This window comes from Pseudoalteromonas sp. MMG012 (assembly GCF_018100875.1).
GTDB lineage: Bacteria > Pseudomonadota > Gammaproteobacteria > Enterobacterales > Alteromonadaceae > Pseudoalteromonas > Pseudoalteromonas aurantia.
This window is the reverse complement of record NZ_JAGJEF010000019.1, coordinates 1-18,545: the sequence shown is the minus strand read 5'-3', so window position 1 is coordinate 18,545 and position 18,545 is coordinate 1. Positions and strand designations below refer to the sequence as shown.

General features: G+C 39.9%; 18 protein-coding genes. 10 read left to right on the top strand and 8 right to left on the bottom strand.

The features are described from left to right. Positions 1-82: 82 nt before the first annotated feature. On the bottom strand, positions 83-946 hold the full coding sequence (locus J8L97_RS08945) for an alpha/beta fold hydrolase (protein WP_211048889.1): 864 nt from the start codon (positions 944-946) through the stop codon (positions 83-85). 133 nt (positions 947-1,079) lie between these two features. On the opposite strand from J8L97_RS08945, the gene J8L97_RS08940 reads away from it, so the two are divergent. After that, positions 1,080-2,369 (top strand): alkaline phosphatase, encoded by a 1,290-nt coding sequence (locus J8L97_RS08940; RefSeq protein WP_211048887.1) that lies wholly within the window; start codon positions 1,080-1,082, stop codon positions 2,367-2,369. Positions 2,370-2,388: 19 nt separating this feature from the next. Here the strand turns inward: J8L97_RS08940 and J8L97_RS08935 are convergent, their stop codons facing one another. The 6 genes from J8L97_RS08935 to J8L97_RS08910 form a co-directional block, all read right to left on the bottom strand. Continuing rightward, on the bottom strand, positions 2,389-4,404 hold the full coding sequence (locus J8L97_RS08935) for an EAL domain-containing protein (protein ID WP_247688596.1): 2,016 nt from the start codon (positions 4,402-4,404) through the stop codon (positions 2,389-2,391). A gap of 91 nt (positions 4,405-4,495) precedes the next feature. Further along, positions 4,496-4,792, bottom strand: coding sequence for a hypothetical protein (locus J8L97_RS08930; RefSeq protein ID WP_211048885.1), 297 nt, complete (start codon positions 4,790-4,792; stop codon positions 4,496-4,498). Between the two features lie 44 nt (positions 4,793-4,836). Beyond that, entirely contained in the window at positions 4,837-5,523 is a 687-nt protein-coding gene (gene tsaB, locus J8L97_RS08925; protein WP_211048882.1) for a tRNA (adenosine(37)-N6)-threonylcarbamoyltransferase complex dimerization subunit type 1 TsaB, read from the bottom strand. Position 5,524: 1 nt separating this feature from the next. Then, the gene (locus J8L97_RS08920) at positions 5,525-7,351 is read right to left on the bottom strand and encodes an ATP-dependent DNA helicase (protein ID WP_247688600.1); all 1,827 of its coding nucleotides are present in this window, start codon (positions 7,349-7,351) and stop codon (positions 5,525-5,527) included. 170 nt (positions 7,352-7,521) lie between these two features. Next, a complete protein-coding gene (locus J8L97_RS08915) occupies positions 7,522-9,126 on the bottom strand; it encodes a methyl-accepting chemotaxis protein (protein WP_211048878.1) in 1,605 nt (534 codons plus the stop codon). Between the two features lie 145 nt (positions 9,127-9,271). Beyond that, on the bottom strand, positions 9,272-9,499 hold the full coding sequence (locus J8L97_RS08910; RefSeq protein WP_211048876.1) for a hypothetical protein: 228 nt from the start codon (positions 9,497-9,499) through the stop codon (positions 9,272-9,274). A gap of 316 nt (positions 9,500-9,815) precedes the next feature. Between J8L97_RS08910 and hisG the strand changes: the two genes are divergently transcribed. From hisG to J8L97_RS08865, 9 genes are all read left to right on the top strand, one after another. Beyond that, complete coding sequence (gene hisG, locus J8L97_RS08905; RefSeq protein ID WP_192509256.1) at positions 9,816-10,715, top strand: ATP phosphoribosyltransferase; 900 nt, start codon at positions 9,816-9,818, stop codon at positions 10,713-10,715. 4 nt (positions 10,716-10,719) lie between these two features. Beyond that, positions 10,720-12,021 (top strand): histidinol dehydrogenase, encoded by a 1,302-nt coding sequence (gene hisD / locus J8L97_RS08900; protein ID WP_211048874.1) that lies wholly within the window; start codon positions 10,720-10,722, stop codon positions 12,019-12,021. Continuing rightward, positions 12,011-13,084, top strand: coding sequence for a histidinol-phosphate transaminase (gene hisC, locus J8L97_RS08895; protein WP_211048873.1), 1,074 nt, complete (start codon positions 12,011-12,013; stop codon positions 13,082-13,084). Before hisD ends, hisC begins: the two co-directional genes overlap by 11 nt. Before the next feature lie 10 nt (positions 13,085-13,094). Continuing rightward, positions 13,095-14,156, top strand: a complete 1,062-nt coding sequence (gene hisB / locus J8L97_RS08890) for a bifunctional histidinol-phosphatase/imidazoleglycerol-phosphate dehydratase HisB (RefSeq protein WP_211048871.1) — start codon at positions 13,095-13,097, stop codon at positions 14,154-14,156. Further along, a complete protein-coding gene (hisH, locus tag J8L97_RS08885) occupies positions 14,153-14,743 on the top strand; it encodes an imidazole glycerol phosphate synthase subunit HisH (RefSeq protein ID WP_192509252.1) in 591 nt (196 codons plus the stop codon). The genes hisB and hisH overlap by 4 nt, the downstream gene beginning before the upstream one ends. An 11-nt stretch (positions 14,744-14,754) precedes the next feature. Continuing rightward, a complete protein-coding gene (locus J8L97_RS08880) occupies positions 14,755-15,489 on the top strand; it encodes a 1-(5-phosphoribosyl)-5-[(5-phosphoribosylamino)methylideneamino] imidazole-4-carboxamide isomerase (RefSeq protein WP_211048957.1) in 735 nt (244 codons plus the stop codon). After that, positions 15,471-16,250: an imidazole glycerol phosphate synthase subunit HisF gene (gene hisF, locus J8L97_RS08875; RefSeq protein ID WP_192509251.1), complete on the top strand. Its 780-nt coding sequence runs from the start codon at positions 15,471-15,473 to the stop codon at positions 16,248-16,250. The genes J8L97_RS08880 and hisF overlap by 19 nt, the downstream gene beginning before the upstream one ends. After that, complete coding sequence (gene hisIE, locus J8L97_RS08870) at positions 16,241-16,852, top strand: bifunctional phosphoribosyl-AMP cyclohydrolase/phosphoribosyl-ATP diphosphatase HisIE (protein WP_211048869.1); 612 nt, start codon at positions 16,241-16,243, stop codon at positions 16,850-16,852. The genes hisF and hisIE overlap by 10 nt, the downstream gene beginning before the upstream one ends. Before the next feature lie 192 nt (positions 16,853-17,044). Continuing rightward, positions 17,045-17,812 (top strand): glycosyltransferase family 25 protein, encoded by a 768-nt coding sequence (locus J8L97_RS08865; RefSeq protein WP_211048867.1) that lies wholly within the window; start codon positions 17,045-17,047, stop codon positions 17,810-17,812. Positions 17,813-18,011: 199 nt separating this feature from the next. On the opposite strand, the gene J8L97_RS08860 is transcribed toward J8L97_RS08865, so the two are convergent. Further along, complete coding sequence (locus J8L97_RS08860; protein WP_312037143.1) at positions 18,012-18,425, bottom strand: RICIN domain-containing protein; 414 nt, start codon at positions 18,423-18,425, stop codon at positions 18,012-18,014. Positions 18,426-18,545: the final 120 nt, after the last annotated feature.

The window sequence follows — 18,545 nt, the reverse complement described above, 5'->3', positions numbered from 1 at the left end:
ACCTTAATAGAAATAAGGCACATAAACAATTGAGCAAATACTCTAATTGGGGGATATTCCCATATTTTGAATAAATATACAATCAAGTTCCATTAATTGTATTCAGGTGACGCTCTATTAACGCACAACAATCTTGGGGGTTTTCCATGTGGCAATGATGACCACCTTCGACAATTTCAACCTGCAAAGTATTGAAACAAAATTTAAAGGTGACCAAGTTTTTCTTAACGAAGTCATACCCTCGGTCTCCCATAATTAAAAGGCTAGGAACAGATAATCCGTTTAATAAATGTTTGCTCTGTTCAAGGGTAAACCTAAATGCTGAATGTGTTTTTAATTTTGGATCCGTTGTTAGAAGTAACTGCCCATCAGTACTTTTGGTGTTTCTGAGCATAAGCAACCGTGCAATCTCCGGGGTAAAGTCAGACACCTTCACGCGAAGGTTGACCAGTGTTTCAAAGTTTGGAAAAGCCTTCAACTCTGTTTTCTTGTCTATTCTTTTTCGTTCACGAAAAGACGCAATAAGTTGCTCTTTAGTGCCTTTTTCATCTCCATACATCATGCCAATGCCTTCAACCATGCATAAACTTTTAACGCGACTTGGATATAATGCACTGAACATTCCACATACTAGTGCCCCTAATGAGTGCCCTAGCAGATGACACTTCTCAATCTTTAAAATATCTATAATGGTAAGTAAATCATAAACATAGTCGACAAAGTAATAATGAGCGTTGGGACCTCGCCATTGCGATTTACCATGGCCTGCCATATCAATCATTAACCACCTATAACCTTCTTTTTTATGATCCACTAAAGGAGAAAAGCTGTTCGAATTATCTAACCAGCCATGCAAACAAATCACCCACTCTTCACCAGAGCCATGTATTTGGGCCGAAAAACCATGTTTCCCAAGGAGGTCTATCGTATTTTTTTCATCAATCAACTTTATTTCCGTATTCTTTGCACAACTTATAATTTAATATCTTGCCTGACAACTGAGGCATATCACAAGTTAAATGTAACACGTTAATGATATGCTGCTTAATGTCAAACACGGGAATCTTAAGGAAGTAATCATGAAAAAGACATTACGCGCTGTTACAGCCAGCGTCGCATTTTTATGCAGTAACGCTGCAATAGCCGAACCGAAGAATATTATCTATATGATAGGCGATGGTATGGGACCTGCGTATACGAGTGCATATCGCTACTATATTGACGATCCAAAAACAAAGCATGTAGATAACACCATATTCGATGAAATTTTAGTAGGTATGGCACATACGTACCCAGATGATGACACAGTTGTCACTGACAGCGCGGCTGGCGCCACTGCATTAAGTACTGCAACTAAAAGTTACAATGGCGCCATAGCGGTAGACACAAAAAAAGCGCCTCTCAAAACCATGCTTGAAATAGCCAAAGAGAAAGGCATGGTCACTGCGCTTATCGCAACATCACAAATCAATCATGCTACCCCTGCAAGTTTCGCAGCTCACAATGAATCTAGACGTAATTATGACCAAATTGCTGATGACTACGTCGATAATAAAATAGCAGGCAAGTTGCCAGTCGATTTATTACTCGGTGGCGGGACTCAATATTTCAAAAGAGACGACCGTAATTTAGTTAAAGAGTTTACAGATGTGGGCTATCAATATGCTGATTCCTTATCAGGTTTGCATAAATTGACACAAATACCTGCGTTAGGCCTGTTTGCGCCAAAAGGTTTACCGTATGCGATAGATGAACACCCTAACCGCTTGGAGCAAATGACAAAAAAAGCACTGTCACTACTCGATAGTAATAAAGACAATGGATTCTTCGTTATGATTGAAGGAAGCCAAATTGACTGGTGTGGTCATGCTAATGATATAGCCTGTGCCATGAGAGAAATGCATGACTTTGCCCAATCAATCAAACTGGCTAAAGCCTATGTCGATAAAAACCCAGATACATTGTTAGTTATTACAGCTGATCACTCTACAGGTGGCTTGACACTAGGCGCTAATGGCAAGTACTTATGGTTACGTGATGTGGTAAAAGGTGTCTCAGCTTCAGCTTCAATATTAACAAAGCAAATGATGGCAAATGATGATCTAGAAAAGCTATGGATTCAATACACTCAATTACCTTACAACAAAGCAACGGCTATTTTACTGAAAGAGGCTAAATCTGGCGGTGAGAAAGCATTGAAAAAGGTTATTAAGCAGATCATTAACAAAGCCAGTTACACGGGGTGGACCACAGGTGGGCATACTGCCATAGATGTACAGGTTTTTGCTCATGGAAAAGGATATGAGAAATTTATTGGCTCACAAAATAATACAGACATAGCAGAAAAGTTAATTAGCTATATTAAATAGAATCAGTGTGACGCTATCGCTATGTTGACTTATAAATGCCAATAGCTTCTTCTATTGGCATTGCTTTATAATATAAAAATCCTTGAACACACGTAATATTAGCCGCAATCACCACCTGTGCATCTGCTTTAGATTCTATTCCTTCTGCAACGGTTTTAAACCCAAGCTCAGCACATAAATCGGCGAGGTTTTTATATAACAGCGCTGCCTTTTCGTTACTGCCATCGGGTAACAAACTTTTGTCGAACTTGATAGTATCAATGTTCAATTTAGACAAAATAGAGAGGCATGAGTAACCCGTTCCAAAGTCATCCATTGCACACTGAATATTGCTATCTTTTAAAGTCGTTACTATTGCCACCATCTTATTAAAGTCTTCTATATAACTTGACTCTAGCAACTCAACCTCTACTTGATCGGCAAAACGAGAGAACGCTTTTATGACACGTTTATAGCCCCCAGATAACAAATTATCTGGAGAAATGTTAAAACTAATTTTGGGGTAAAGGCCTTGACTCGCAAATGCTTCTAAGTCAACCTCTAATTGATCTATCACAAAGTTATCAATCACATGCAGTAGGTTGTGTTCCTCCAAAGTTTCTAAAAACCAAGGTCCTGACACAGACTTATCTGGATTCACAAGCCGCAATAGCGCTTCAAATCCGACTATCTCCTGCGTAACTGGATTTATTTTAGGTTGATAATATAGGGTAAGTGCACCGTGATTTAATGCATCAGTTACTTCACTTAATGTATATCCAGAAATTTGTTGTTCCGCATGATGTGTCGCAAAGCGGCTTTCAGCTTGTTCTTCTATCATGCGACCAGCTGCATACCGTTTTACAAGCATATCAAGCGCTTTTCCTGACATATTATTTTTTTGGTGGGCAACTAAAAATGGATAGTAAATTGCTACATTCATGATAATTAGCAATGCTTGTAACAATACTATCCATACACTTTCAGTTAATATCCAAGCATTCACAAATACGGGGGTAAACCAAGGGATAGAATCTTGTGTAACAATAGGAATAAAATCGTGAATCAAAAGTTGATATGAAATAAAAGCGTTTATTGCTGGTGCTAATAAAAAGGGAATAAAAATATATGGGTTAAATACGATAGGTAGTGCATATAGCATCACTTCACTGATATTAAATACTGCCAGTGGCGCTGACAACTTCGCTATATGCTTTTCATGTTGAGCATTTTTGAGCAACAAACACGCAAGAATCAATCCCCATACACAGCCGGTGCCACCCAGAATTATGAAAGTAGAAAAGAAATGGTAGTTAATGAGCTCAGGTGTAACCATAAAACCAAATAACTCGCTAGACACTAAAATATGATATGTATTATCGCCATGTATTCCTAAGAACCATAAAAGGTGAGCGCCGATGAGCTGCAAACTTATCTTATCTTGTGGGTTTAATACCAAACTATCCAGTGCTAGGTAATCCAGCGCTATATCAGCGGCTTGCTCAACAAAAGGATAGATAAAAAGTGTAATCGTTGTAACCAACATATAGGGAAAAATCAAATTGACATGCTTTCTAAGAAACAAACTGATGGTGCTTACTTCCACTATTTTGAAAGCACGAAGACGCTCAAAATACGCCAGTGAGTAACAGCAAAAAATAGGCATAAACAAGGTGTAAAGTACGCCTGCTCGATGGTCAATATGCAATGTTTGATCATCAACATAAATGTAACCCGTCGTGGCAGTAAAACAACTAATCACCAGTATTGGTGCCGCTATTGTATGTATTTTAATATTTTTCGCTAAGTGATAACTAAAGGAAAGTAATGTAAATAGTGGAAATAGCCCCCACACAAGTTGGTTAAATTGATTTAAATAATGATGGTCAAACCCTTTAGCTGCTATATCAAGCCACTGGTTAACGAGGGTAATTAAAGAGGCGACAATAAAAAAGGGGATTAAAGCAATATAGCCTTCTCGTAAAGATAGAATTAGCGTATTGGACGAGACTTTCACAGCTGTTTTATTAAAGTGATTAAACGACGCTCTCAGCAAAACGGCCCCTCAAATTTTCTTTTAACAATACCGAACTTAGAAAATAAAACAATCTCCAGTGAATAATTTAAAGTGAATAAATTTCAAATGCCTAGGCATAAATATTGACACCAATTAACGACTCTACATCTTCTCGACGTGATTGGTTATTTATCTCTTTATAAGCACTAATAGCCAAACTACTCTTGAAATCGGGTTGATCATAAATTGTTGAACGAGATTGTTCTTGAAATGCCTGCGCTAGTTTGATGCCTTCTACTGAATCCCTAACTTGCGCAACGAGGTTTGGAGGGTTTGAAGACGGCGCAGTTACATTCTCCCGAGGCGCTTTAGGCACAGGCTTCAATTGATATGTATGTTGGTTGTTACTAACCGTTACCGTCTTCATTCTAATCGTACACTTTTCGTTGACTACGTTATAAACTTAACGAATTATTCCTTTCCTGGCAACTTTTTCCAGGTTACAGTATCTCGCACGTAGTTTGGTTGCGCATCCGCAGCATCCACAGTATTGCCTGTGCTAAATGCATGGTCGGCAATTTTTAGCATATAAAATGCATCAGGTAAGGTGACGTTTTCAAGCACAGACAAATTATGGCTTAATGCAGTATTTGGATAAGTTACCCATGCAGTGCCTACAGCACAACTTGATGAAACAATATTTTCCAAATTATCCGGATTGCATACTATTTCCTGATTGTTGGATACAGCGAGGCCGTTTTCGTCTTTGCTATAATCTCCAATATAAATCTCCCCCATCCGAGCATCAATTCCAGATATAACGCGACATTGGTTATGTTCATCAATCGCTTGCTGCGCCATCGTCTGTAAACTAGACACGCCCACTAATTTTAGACCCGATGAATACGCCAGCCCTTGTGCTATTGCTACGCCTATTCTGACCCCAGTAAAGCTTCCTGGCCCTTTGCCAAATGCAATACCATCAAGATCTTTCAGTGAACATTCAGCATCCAATAGCATTGCATCAATTTTCGGTAATATTTTTTGGCTATGTTGCTGCGGGCACTCCTCAAAGTAACGAAACGTTTTACCGTTATAATATATCGCTATACTAAGTGCTTCAGTCGAAGCATCGATCGCTAACAAGTTATACTTCATATTATTCTATATTCTCTAAGAATTGTGTTACAGCTTCCAAACTACGAGTTCGTCGCATATTTGGTAAACTTTTCAGAAATGTTTCACCGTATTTTCGCGTAACTAAACGATTATCGCAAATAACAAGTACACCTTTATCGGTTTTATCTCTAATGAGGCGTCCAACGCCTTGTTTTAAGCTGATCACAGCTTGTGGTAACTGCACAGTGTCGAATGACTCATTACCGAGTATTTCCGCATCTTTCATCCGAGCTTGTAGTAATGGGTCATCTGGAGAAGAAAAAGGCAATTTATCAATTAATACGCAACTTAATGTATCTCCTCGAACATCCACCCCCTCCCAAAATGAGGCTGTGCCCATGAGTACTGCATTACCATTACGAACAAATTGTTCAAGTATGATCCTTTTAGAAGACTGACCTTGCATAAAAATGGGGTACTCCGTTGCGGTGTTTAACCCCTCATAAACTAAGTGCATGACTCTATAGCTCGTAAATAGCAAAAATGTACGCCCTTTGGCCGCATTGATCAGTTGTTTCGCTATTTTCACAAGAGTATGAGGCATAGCATCGTCTCGGCTCTCTGGCAGATATCGCGGCATACAAAGTAGCGCTTGTTTTTGATAATCAAAGGGACTGTCAACAATGCTCTCATGTGTAGGCTTAAGCCCTAAGCTCGCAGTAAAATGTTTTAACGATTGATCCACTGACAATGTAGCCGAAGTAAACACAAAACTGGCTTGTGTTTTATCAATAATACTTTTAAATTTACTCGATACGTCAAGCGGAGTTATGTGGATAGTTATGAATCGACGAGACGTTTCATACCAGTAACTAAAACCCGTTTGGCTTACTTCAAACGCACGTTCAAGTTGATTTTTAAACTTAATCACTCTTTCAAAAGGGTGTTCTATTTTATCCGTTCTATCTAGACATAGCTTTAGTACCTGATACAAAAAATCAAGATCTCCAATTACCCTATGTAACGCATCACAAATTATTTTATTAGCCAACGCCTCTCGCCAGTCCCCTCTGCCACCTTCATTACCGAAAGCAATCCGTAAGTCAGCGACAGTTGTTTCCAATTTATTTAGGGTTTTTCCTAACTGCAGCATGTCAGGAATATCTGAGCGATAAATTAAACGAATATCATGAATTAACGCAAATAACTGCTTTGTATTTACCGATTCACCAAAGTAATCACTGGCAATTTCAGGCAGCTGATGTGCTTCATCAAAAATGTAACAATCAGCATTGGGCATTAACTCTGCAAAGCCTAAATCTTTGACTGCCATATCCGCAAAAAATAAGTGATGATTAATCACCACCAATTCTGCATCAATTGCGGCTACACGCGCTTTACGAATGTAGCACTGTTGATAGTCAGGACATTCCTTACCCAAGCAATTATCCGCGGTTGAATTCACATACGGTAAAACTTTCGCATCCTCTTCAATGCCTATGCAATCCGCTAAGTCGCCGGTACTTGTTTCTGCTGCAAACTTAGCAACCATAGCAAGCTGATGCATAACATCTGGATCGTCTGTTGGCACATTTGTTACATGTTCATTCAACCTGTAACTGCATAAATAATTAGCTCGACCCTTTAATAAAGCGACTTTTTTACCCACTTTTAATGCTTTTTGTAAAACTGGTAAGTCACGATGGAACAGTTGCTCTTGCAGCGCTTTAGAACCTGTAGAGATGATGCTTTTTTGTTTACTTAGAAGTGCAGGCGCTAAATATGCGAATGTTTTGCCTGTGCCAGTTCCAGCTTCAACAATACATTGCCCCGACTGTTCCATTGTGTCAAAAACAGCCTGAGCCATATCAATTTGTGCTTGGCGTGGTTTATAACCTGAGAACTGTAAAGCAAGAGGTCCTTGCTCTGAAAATACCTGTTGTATAGACAAATTTTTAGTACTGCTAGAATATTTTCGATAATTGTACGAATAGTTGGCGTATAGAGCAAGTCGCCTCTATACGCTTGGCTGCAGCATTAGACTTTAAATTTGCCTAATGCATCTTCAAGATGGGCAACGTTATCTGAGAGTACATTTGCGGCAGCTTGAGCTGACACTGAGTTACCGACCGCAACAGTGGCTATATCATTAATATCGGCAATATCATGACTAATTACCTTTGTAACCGCTGCTTGCTCTTCCGCTGAAGCCGCGACTGAATCAATCATTCTATTTACAGTCTGCGCTTGACTCACTATATCCTCTAACGCAGCCAACGCTTCTTCACTCAATGACACTCCTTTATCAACCACATCGGTACTTTGCGCCATTCTAGAGACCGCTATATCCGTTTCTTGTTGAATCGCGCTTATCGATTCCGCAACTTCCTGTGTCGCTGTCGCCGTTCGGCTTGCTAACCCTCTTACCTCATCAGCAACCACGGCAAACCCTCTCCCCTGTTCACCAGCACGCGCAGCTTCTATCGCAGCGTTCAGTGCCAACAAATTAGTTTGTTCCGCAATCTCATTTATCACTTTGATTATTTCGCCAATTTGTTTACCCCGTTGCCCTAGGTTACCAACTGAGTCTGACAAGTCTTGAATAGTGGTTGATACATTGCGAATACTTATCACCATTTCGTTTACAATTTTTCCTCCATGGCTTGCACTGCTACCCGCTTGGTTTGCAATGTCAGCTGCATCAACACTTTGATGGGCTACTTCAGCAATAGAGCTACTCATTTGTGCCGCAGCAGTAGAGATTTGATCTGCTTTTTGCTGTTGCCCTTTGATCCCTTCAGCCACTTGCTGATTAATTGTTTCGAGCGTTGAGCTGCTGCTACCAACCTCACTGGTTACCGATTTGATTTGCCCTACCAATGTTGTCAAAGCTCGTTGCATATCGTTTATAGAGGATGATAAAGCACCTATTTCATCCGTATTACCTGTGGTAAGCGGCATAATATCTAAACGGCCTTGGGCAATGTTTTCCGCTTGTGCAGCTACCAACTTTAAACGTTTCGATATAGAGCTTCCCAACCGCCACGCAATCACAACACTAATGGCAATTGCAATAAGAGTAATCACCACCAGCACTTTATTGAGTAAATCTAGTTCGTTCTGAATTTTGTTCATTGCACGTGATGTATCATCCCTTTCTTCATTCGCGCCTAATTCCAGCATATCCTCTAGTTTAGATATATAGCGCTGTTCAACATCAATTAAAGTCCTGAGCTTATCTTCCATAGATGCAGTTGAATTAATTATCTTTTGATTAGACATGTATAATACGGCATCAATTAAACTTTTTATTTCTGCCATAACTCGTCTATCTGCGGGCTTTTTAGATTCTAATTTATACAATTGATCGTAGTAGTCTAATAACTCATTTTTATCTTTATTATAAGTAAGAATGGCGCCATCAACATTGTTTACTATTGCATACAAAGCCGTATTTACATCGCCGAGCTCATCGATAAGCTGCATGTAAACAAATGCACCTGGCACGTCGTCACGTGCAACTTCTTTTGTTACGTCTGATATCTGAATTTCTTTAATAATTACAAAAGCAGAAGTGCCAGAAAGTAAAAACAATACTGCAAAAAATGCAGCATAGAATTTTTGAACTATAGTAAGATTCATGTTTACAACCTTAAATAAACTGCATGTCCGTTGCATTTTTCTTTTCACCACCTAAGTAGGGAAAAGTGTAATGATATTGGTAAGTTAAAAATAATTATATCTTGAAGGGCTTAAAAATTACAACTTTTTTATTAGTACATAAGCACTATGCCCATGTATCAAGGTGTTTGTCGCTTTCAGGGTCTTGATTGTTGCTAATTTGTTTGTTTTTTGCATCTATGTGCTGTTTTTTCTTTTTCATTTCTTCTTTTTTTGCACGCTCTAATTTTACTCTATCAATTGCACTTTCTTGTACCCCAGCTATATAAAATGATGGTTTATGCTGAACTTCTAAACGAACAATGTTAAACAACAATGGTTTAAGTGCATCCATTTGATTCACCTCTTACCGTTTACCTTAACTTATTATCGGCAGTTATAAGATATACTAAAGCTTATATAAAAAAAGCTTGCGTTACTTTCTGTAAATATGTTTATCTATATACGTAATCAAATACTAACGAAGAGTTAACCATGTTCAATACTATGACAGCTATACATCACCATCATCATTCACCGGGATAACCTGTCAGGTATTTCGCTGGTGGGTTATTCCTAAAAGGAACCTCCGGCGAGCAAAAAATCATAGCTTATTTTCGCCCCGAGGTTCCCTCGGGGTTTTTAGTTTTATAACTTAAGGAAAATAAATTATGAGCAACACAAATAGACTACGTATCGCAATTCAAAAATCAGGCCGTTTATCAAAAGACTGCCAAGACCTTTTAAAACAAATTGGCGTTAAACTTAATTTACGTGAACAGCGTTTAATTGCGCACTCAACCAACATGCCTATCGATGTATTACGTGTGCGTGATGACGATATTCCAGGTTTAGTGATGGACGGAGTATGCGACCTCGGCATTGTTGGTGAAAATGTCCTTGTAGAGTCTCAAGCCGAAAGACAAAATCAACAACAGTGCGCTGATGTAATTAAGCTATCCAAATTAGATTTTGGTTATTGCCGCTTAGCACTTGCGTGGCCACAAGAATTAGGTGAGCAATCAAAATCATGGTTTGAAGGTAAAAGAATAGCGACAACATACCCAGAAATATTAAAGCAATATCTTAAGCGTGAAAATATAAATGCAAGCGCTGTGATGCTTACCGGGTCGGTGGAAGTAGCACCAAGAGCTGGTTTGGCTGATGCGATCTGTGATTTAGTCTCTACAGGCGCGACGCTAGAAGCCAATGGTTTAATGCAAGGAGAAACAATTTTAGAGTCTAACGCTTGCCTTATTCAAAACCCATCACTTCAAGATCCTGAAAAATTAGCTTTAATTGAAAAGTTAATGCCGCGCTTGAAAGGCGTAAAACAAGCAAAAGAAAGCAAGTACATTATGCTCCATGCACCAAAAAACAAGCTCGACGAAGTTTGTGCTCTGCTACCAGGCACTGGTCAGCCAACTTTACTTGCCCTGGCTGGCAGCGATGAATACGTCGCATTGCATATGGTCAGCAGTGAAACTCTATTCTGGGAAACCATGGAAGAATTAAAAACATTGGGTGCAAATTCAATTCTCGTTATGCCAATTGAAAAAATGATGGAGTAGGCACGTGATCCGTTGGAACGACTTGACGTCACAACAGCAGCGAGGCGCTCTAATGCGCCCAGCTGTATCAGCCAGTGCAAGTATTGAAGCCACTGTTAATAACATAATTGAGCAAGTCAAACAGCTCGGTGATGCGGCACTTATTACATTTGCTGAGAAATTTGATAAACGCAATAATGTGAGACTTATTGTCCCGCAAGATGAGATAGATAACAGCGCACACGCGTTATCGACGGAACTGAAGGCGGCAATTGATACCGCATATAACAATATTAAAATGTTTCACCAAGCACAACGACCAAAAAACATCGAACTGGAAACTACGGCAGGCGTACTATGTGAGCTTCGTTATCAGGCAATTGATGCTGTTGGTCTTTATGTGCCAGGTGGCAGTGCACCTTTGCCTTCATCTGTGTTAATGCAAGGTGTTTGTGCGCAACTTAGTGGCGCAAATACAATTGTTCTCGCGACACCTGTAAATGGTGATAAACGCATTGATCCAGCTATCTTATATGCCGCTAAATTATGTGGCATCACGACGGTTGTTGAAAGCGGTGGAGCGGGTGCGATTGCAGCAATGGCGTTTGGAACAAATTCAGTGCCTAAAGTAAACAAGGTTTTTGGCCCCGGAAATAGTTATGTCACTATGGCAAAGCAATTGCTAAGTCAAAACCAACCTGGATTCGCAATTGATATGCCCGCAGGCCCTTCAGAAGTACTGGTCATTGCCGATCAGCGTGCTAATCCTCAGTTTATCGCTGCAGATCTTTTATCTCAAGCAGAACACGGCCAAGATTCACAGGTAATTTTACTCTGTAATGATCAGGAAACAATTAACCAAACTCAGCAAGCTATCAGTTCACAACTTTCATGCCTGCCTCGTGCAGACATCGCAAAAGCAGCAATGAAAAATAGCAGTTTGATATTAGTTGATTCAATCGAGCAAGCTTTCAAAATTTCAGCAGAATATGGGCCTGAACACTTAATCTTACAACTCAAAGAGCCTCAGAAATACTTAGACTTGGTTACCAATGCCGGTTCTGTATTCGTGGGAGACTACACACCAGAATCTGCAGGGGATTACGCATCTGGCACCAATCATGTGTTACCGACTTATGGGTATAGCAAAGTTTATTCTAGCTTAAATCTATTAGATTTCTTTAGAACATATACGGTCCAAACAATATCGAAAAAAGGGCTTAAGTCATTAAGTACGGCGATACTCCCCCTTGCGAAGGCCGAGGGGTTAGACGCTCACGCCTATGCCGTAAAAGTAAGATTGGAGCAATTAGAAAATGACGAATAAACCAGCAGAAGCAACCTTGTTGCCTGACAACATAGCAGCATTGACAGCTTATAGTTCAGCTAAAAGCGAAAAAATATCGGGCAATACTTGGCTAAACGCGAATGAAAGTCCGTATACGAAAGAGGCGTGCATCGAGATTAGCGCCTTAAATAGATACCCAGATCCACAACCTCAAGGTGTTATCGATGCCTATTCAACTTATGCAAGTGTGGACTCTGATCAGGTCATTATGACCCGAGGTGCAGATGAAGGTATTGAACTCTTAGTACGTACATATTGTGAACCGGCAAAAGACCGTATATCTCTGTTCTTACCAACCTATGGGATGTATAAAGTCACTGCCGATACCCACAATGTTCAAATTAACAGCTTATCTCAAGACTTATTACTTAATGGTGAAGTAAAAGACATCATTAATGCTGTATCAGGTAGTAAGCTAGTGTTTATATGTAACCCTAATAATCCAACAGGTGCAGTCACCTCTGTAGAAAAGATTGCTGAACTTACTAAAGCACTAGCAAATAAAGCCATTGTTGTTGTTGATGAAGCGTACATTGAGTTTTCTGAGTCATATTCTTGTGCATTATTAATCAAAGACTTTAATAATCTAGTCGTATTGAGAACCTTGTCAAAAGCATTTGCATTAGCGGGTTTGCGTACCGGCTTCATGTTAGGCGCCAAAAATACACTCGCTCCGGTTCGTAAAGTAATCGCGCCCTACCCAGTTTCAACTGTTGTAGCGCAAATTGCCGCCAATGCATTATGCAGCGACGCAATTACACAAATGCGACGCCAAGTAGTGATCTTGAATAAAGCAAAAGCAACGCTCATAGATTGGTTGGAGCAATCTCCCGCAGTGTCGAAAATACTCAGTGGTGAAGGCAACTTCGTTACTTTGCAATTAAAAGACAAAGCACTTTTAACGTTTGCTACCAACACAGGTTTAATAATGAGGCCATTTAAGTTATACAACCAAGATAACTGGTTACGCATATCAATTGGTAATGAACAAGAATTAAAATCTGTAAAAGATTGGCTGAACGCCATCTCTGCGCAGGTGTAAGGAATTAATCATGAGTAGTCCATATTTATTCATCGACCGAGATGGCACGTTAATAGATGAGCCAGCAATAGACAAGCAAGTAGATAGCCTTGAAAAGCTCGTGCTGTTACCAAATGTGATAACAGCCTTGTTACAACTTCAAAATGCAGGTTACAAGCTTGTCATGGTATCTAACCAAGACGGGCTTGGCACTGATAGTTTCCCAACTGCTGACTTTGATATTGCACAAGACAAAATGATGGAGATCTTTGAAGGAGAAGGCATACGTTTTGAAGACGTTCTCATATGTCCGCATTTTGACGAGCAAGCCTGTCAATGTCGCAAGCCTAAAACCGGCTTACTGACCGATATTATGCGCTCTGGCAAAGTGGATCTTGCTAAATCTTATGTGATTGGGGATCGTCAAACCGATATAGGTCTTGCCGAAAACTTATGTATTGAAGGTATTTTGTATGAAGGAAGCTGGTCCCACATTGTCACACAATTAACGACGTTAAATAGGCAAGCGATTGTAAGCCGTAATACAAAAGAAACACAGATCAGCGTATCAGCCAACCTAGACCAAACAAAAAATGGCGAAATTTCGACTGGTCTAGGATTTTTTGACCACATGCTAGACCAAATAAGAACGCACGCCAATATAGGCTTGAATATTATCGCTAAAGGTGACTTACATATTGATGAGCATCACTTAGTAGAAGATGTTGGCATTGCTTTGGGGCAAGTGATAAAACAAGCACTTGGTACAAAATCACAGATTGCCCGATATGGATTTTCACTCCCAATGGACGAATGTAAAGCCGAATGCCAGCTAGATTTGTCTGGGCGGGCGTCATTTGTACTCAATGCCAATTTCACACGACAGAGCACCGGCGATTTGGATGTGCAAATGGTAGAGCACTTTTTCAAATCTTTAGCAGACAATGCACAGTTTAGTCTAATTTTGTCGGTGTCTGATGGAAATTGCCACCACCAAGTTGAAGGGTTATTCAAAGCGTTTTCACGCGCTTTAAGAATGGCGATAGCCCAAGATATAACCCAACAAACGGCAAGCTCTAAGGGGTGCTTATGATTGCAATTATAAATACTGGGTGTGCCAATATAAACTCTGTGCGGTTTGCCTTCGAGCGGTTGGGTGTTACCCCTGAAGTCATTACTGATCCTCAGCAATTGGTACACTTTGACCGTGCAATATTACCAGGTGTTGGCCATGCAAAAGTGGCAATGGAGCGCCTTACTAGCTCTGGGTGGAATGCGGCAATTGATGAGTACCAAAAGCCTTTAATGGGCATTTGCCTAGGTATGCAGCTACTTTGTGATAAAACCGCAGAAGGCGATATAAACTGTCTCGGTAAAATACCTGGCGTGATCTCTCAACTAGATGTGAAAGACTTAACTGCACCTCACATGGGATGGAATAATTTAAGCGAGTGTATCAAGCACCCTTTAACTGAAAACATCAATAGCGACGACCAGGTGTATTTTGTGCACAGTTTCGCGCATGCAGTCAGTTCAGTAACCCTTGCTCAGAGTGAGTATGGTCAGCGTTTTTCTGCAATCGTAGCGAAAGATAATTATGCAGGAATGCAATTTCACCCTGAACGAAGCGCTAAAATTGGCGCAACTTTGTTACAAAACTTTTTAAATTGGCAGCTGTAAAGGAATTTATGATGATCATACCTGCGCTAGATGTATTACAAAACCAGATTGTGAGGCTATATCAAGGTAAATACGATACCGCACAATTTTATCCGTTTCAGTTAGATGAACGACTGATGTCTTACCAACAAAGTGGTGCAGAAAAGTTGCACTTAGTCGACCTTGAGGGCGCCAGAGACCCTAAAAATAAACAGTGGCTGCAAATTCAAGCCGCGACCAGCGCGTTATCTGTACCCTATCAAGTCGGCGGTGGTATTCGTAGCTATGAAGATGTCAAGCAATGGCTTGACGCAGGAGCCGCACAAGTTGTTATTGGTTCGATGGCGGTCGATAAACAAGCAGAAGTATCGAACTGGATAAAAGAATTCGGGCCTGAGTACTTTGTTATCGCCCTGGATGTTAATAAAACTGAAAGTGGGTGGGCACCCGCGACACATGGGTGGCTTTCTGATGCGAAAGTCGATTTGTTCGAATTAATCGATTTTTATGCCAGCCTAGGCATTGCTGACTTTCTATGTACGGATATCAGTAAGGATGGCACGATGACAGGTCCATCATTTACTCTTTACGAACAACTGTGCAAGCACAATCCTGCTATAAAGGTTCAAGCTTCTGGTGGGGTAAGCTCATTAGAAGACATAGAAAAACTAGTCAAGATTGGCGTCAGCGGCATAATCCTTGGAAAATCGTTATTAGATAATGCGTTTACAGTTGAGGAGGCGCTAAAATGTTATCAAAGCGCATAATTCCCTGTTTAGACGTGAAGAATGGACAAGTTGTTAAAGGCGTCAAATTCAAAGGCCATGAAGTCGTCGGAGATATATTGGATCTTGCTAAACTATACAGTGAAGCTGGCGCTGATGAATTAGTATTCTATGAAATAAGCGCCAGTGTTGAAAAGCGCTTACTGGATGTAAATTGGGTAGAAAATATAGCGAGGCATATCGATATTCCCTTCTGTGTTGCTGGGGGCATTAAATCCGTTGCGGATGCTGCGAAAGTACTCGAGCAAGGCGCAGATAAAATAAGTATTAATAGCCCTGCCATTGCCCGACCAGAGCTTATTAAGGAATTACATGATGAGTTTGGTAAACAATGCGTCGTGGTAGGTATAGATAGTTTTTATGATGAACAATCAGATGAATACTTGGTCTATCAGTTGACTGGAGATCCAAATGCGTCTAGCCGTACACGCTATAAAACCCAAGATTGGGTTAGGAAAGTCCAAGAGCTTGGCGCAGGTGAAATCGTATTAAACTGCATGAATCAAGATGGCGTAAGAAAAGGTTATGATAACGACCAGTTAAGCCAAATTCGAGCAATATGTGACGTACCTCTTATCGCTTCTGGCGGCGCTGGTACCATGCAAGACTTTGCCGACGTATTTACAAGCAGTCACGTAGATGGCGCTTTGGCCGCTAGTGTATTCCACAAAAACATAATAAATATAAAAGAGTTGAAGCAATTTTTAGCCACTCAAAATATAGCGAGCAGATTATGCAATTAACACCAACCAACATTTCAAAACTAGATTTTGAGAAAGCAGAATTATTACCGGCTATCGTTCAACACGCCACATCAGGTGTGATCCTCATGCAAGGATTTATGAACAGCGAAGCAATAAATGTAACGTTAGAGAAAAAATTAGTCACCTTTTATTCTCGCTCAAAACAGCGTTTATGGACTAAAGGAGAAGAGTCTAACAATGTGCTCAATTTAGTGAGTGCGCATACTGATTGCGATCAAGACTCCATCTTAGTGCTTGCTATTCCTGAAGGACCAACTTGCCACTTAGGAACTCAAAGCTGTTTTGGAGAAGCAAAACCTGCCCTCGGGTTTTTAGCCGAATTAGAACAAGTGATTGTATCTCGTAAGCAAGATGATCCTAAGACAAGCTATACTGCTTCATTATTTGCCAAAGACATCAGTCGAAGCTGCCAAAAAGTAGGAGAAGAAGGTGTTGAAGTCGCATTAGCTGCTATGAAGGCAGACAAAGATGAACTAGAGAATGAATCTGCTGATTTACTTTATCACTTGCTGGTGTTGTTACAACGAAGTGAAACTGATTTGTCGAGTGTTATAAGTTGCCTACAAAGCAGGCAGAAATAACACTATTCTGTTCTTTACGGTTTACCATGGTATGCTTGCTAAAAATAGTTAAGGACCTCACCATGGTAAAACCTCTTCACTGCGCTTTTGCTTTTGTTATTGGTTTAACTGGCTGCAATTTATTATTGTTTGTAGTAACAGCAAAAATAGATAAAAGTACTTTTGGCATTTTAAACTTGAGATCTCACTGAAATGAGTAATATTGTTCCCCCCATTTTTTTGATTAATTTAGATCAGAGCACACAACGTTTGAAAGCCTGCTCGGATAGACTAAACCAACAAAGCTTGAGCTTTGAGCGAATCTCGGGAGTATATGGTAAATCCCTCAGTTATGATGAATTACATCGCCATTATAGTACAAATTTAAATAGCAAAAAATACCACCGAGCACTTAGTCAAGGGGAAATTGGTTGCTATTTGAGTCATAGAAAGGCTTGGCAAACCATCGTTGACCGTAAACTTGATTATGCCATTGTAATCGAAGATGATTTCAAACTTGTAGGAAACCTACATGATGTTTTTAATACGATCAAAAACCTCAATTTCGATTGGCAACTCATTAAGCTTGCAGCCTATGAAAACCGAAAAAAGCCGATTGCATACTCACAAAAATTAAATGGTCTGTTTAGTCTTGTAATTCATAAAAAAGCCATGACAGGATGTTGCGCTCAAGCGATTAGTTTAGAGGGCGCAAAAAGACTTCTTGAAGCCTCTGAGCAATTTGCCAGACCTGTAGATACTGATATACAGCATATCTGGGAAACTGCAGTGCCAGTTTATTCGATAATGCCCTACTATATTGAACAAGCGGGTGAATTTGAAAGTGATATAGCTAAAGCGTCGAGTAGCACACCTGTTAAAAAGCATTTTTGGAAGCGAAAGTGGCATCAGTTTCAAGAAAAACGACTAAATATGATAGCCACTCGCGACGTAATTAAAGCGCTGAAAGAGCGGACCTAAAATTGGTGTATAACACCTATCCACTTTGTGTTAATAATAAAATTTACAGGGATAAATTGAATTTACAGTGTTTTTATACTCTTTCCCTGGATCATTATGTACAATCGTTTTATTTTGAAATTCTCATTGTATTTTTTCAATCAATAGTAAGTCAAAGAGCAACTTTAGTTTAAAGTGCCCTTTGACTATTTAAAATAATTTATTTTACAGTATACCAGTATTGGTCATCTGAAAACTTTTCCCAATCCCAAATAACCACATCAGCCCCATGGCTACCTGATTTACCCTTAGGGTCTAATACATAGCCCTTAGAGGTATTAATGAGTAAATTACCATCTATTCTCCAGTATTGGTCAGTGTTAAACTCACAGTTCCAGATACCTACATTTTCCCCTTTACTTCCATTTTCACCACGAACATCTAAACATAGGTCTGATGCCGCATTTTTTATTCTAAAGGAACCACCGAGTTTAATACTCTCCCACGTTCCCAAAGGTTCAATATACCATTTTTGATCTAGGGTATTATCACAGGTCCAAAGCTGTACATCACTTCGTTTAGCACCTGAAGTACCCTGTGGATCTAAACAGAGACCTTGAGCTGAATTCCTAATTTCAACTTGCGAGAATTGTTGAAATTCTAAACGCTCTGTTGCCGCATTTGAAAGCGAAGAAAAAACAGCTGAACATGAGAGTATTGAAAAAGCAATTTTTTTAAATGCATATTATTATCC

Bases quoted from the DNA above. Each gene is read 5' to 3' on its own strand.
- J8L97_RS08920 (WP_247688600.1), bottom strand. From the start codon at position 7,351: ATGGCTCAGGCTGTTTTTGACACAATGGAACAGTCGGGGCAATGTATT.
- hisIE (WP_211048869.1), top strand. From the start codon at position 16,241: ATGCAATTAACACCAACCAACATTTCAAAACTAGATTTTGAGAAAGCA.
- J8L97_RS08915 (WP_211048878.1), bottom strand. From the start codon at position 9,126: ATGAATCTTACTATAGTTCAAAAATTCTATGCTGCATTTTTTGCAGTA.
- J8L97_RS08910 (WP_211048876.1), bottom strand. From the start codon at position 9,499: ATGGATGCACTTAAACCATTGTTGTTTAACATTGTTCGTTTAGAAGTT.
- tsaB (WP_211048882.1), bottom strand. From the start codon at position 5,523: ATGAAGTATAACTTGTTAGCGATCGATGCTTCGACTGAAGCACTTAGT.
- J8L97_RS08940 (WP_211048887.1), top strand. From the start codon at position 1,080: ATGAAAAAGACATTACGCGCTGTTACAGCCAGCGTCGCATTTTTATGC.
- hisC (WP_211048873.1), top strand. From the start codon at position 12,011: ATGACGAATAAACCAGCAGAAGCAACCTTGTTGCCTGACAACATAGCA.
- J8L97_RS08865 (WP_211048867.1), top strand. From the start codon at position 17,045: ATGAGTAATATTGTTCCCCCCATTTTTTTGATTAATTTAGATCAGAGC.
- J8L97_RS08880 (WP_211048957.1), top strand. From the start codon at position 14,755: ATGATCATACCTGCGCTAGATGTATTACAAAACCAGATTGTGAGGCTA.
- hisB (WP_211048871.1), top strand. From the start codon at position 13,095: ATGAGTAGTCCATATTTATTCATCGACCGAGATGGCACGTTAATAGAT.
- hisF (WP_192509251.1), top strand. From the start codon at position 15,471: ATGTTATCAAAGCGCATAATTCCCTGTTTAGACGTGAAGAATGGACAA.
- J8L97_RS08930 (WP_211048885.1), bottom strand. From the start codon at position 4,792: ATGAAGACGGTAACGGTTAGTAACAACCAACATACATATCAATTGAAG.
- hisG (WP_192509256.1), top strand. From the start codon at position 9,816: ATGAGCAACACAAATAGACTACGTATCGCAATTCAAAAATCAGGCCGT.
- hisH (WP_192509252.1), top strand. From the start codon at position 14,153: ATGATTGCAATTATAAATACTGGGTGTGCCAATATAAACTCTGTGCGG.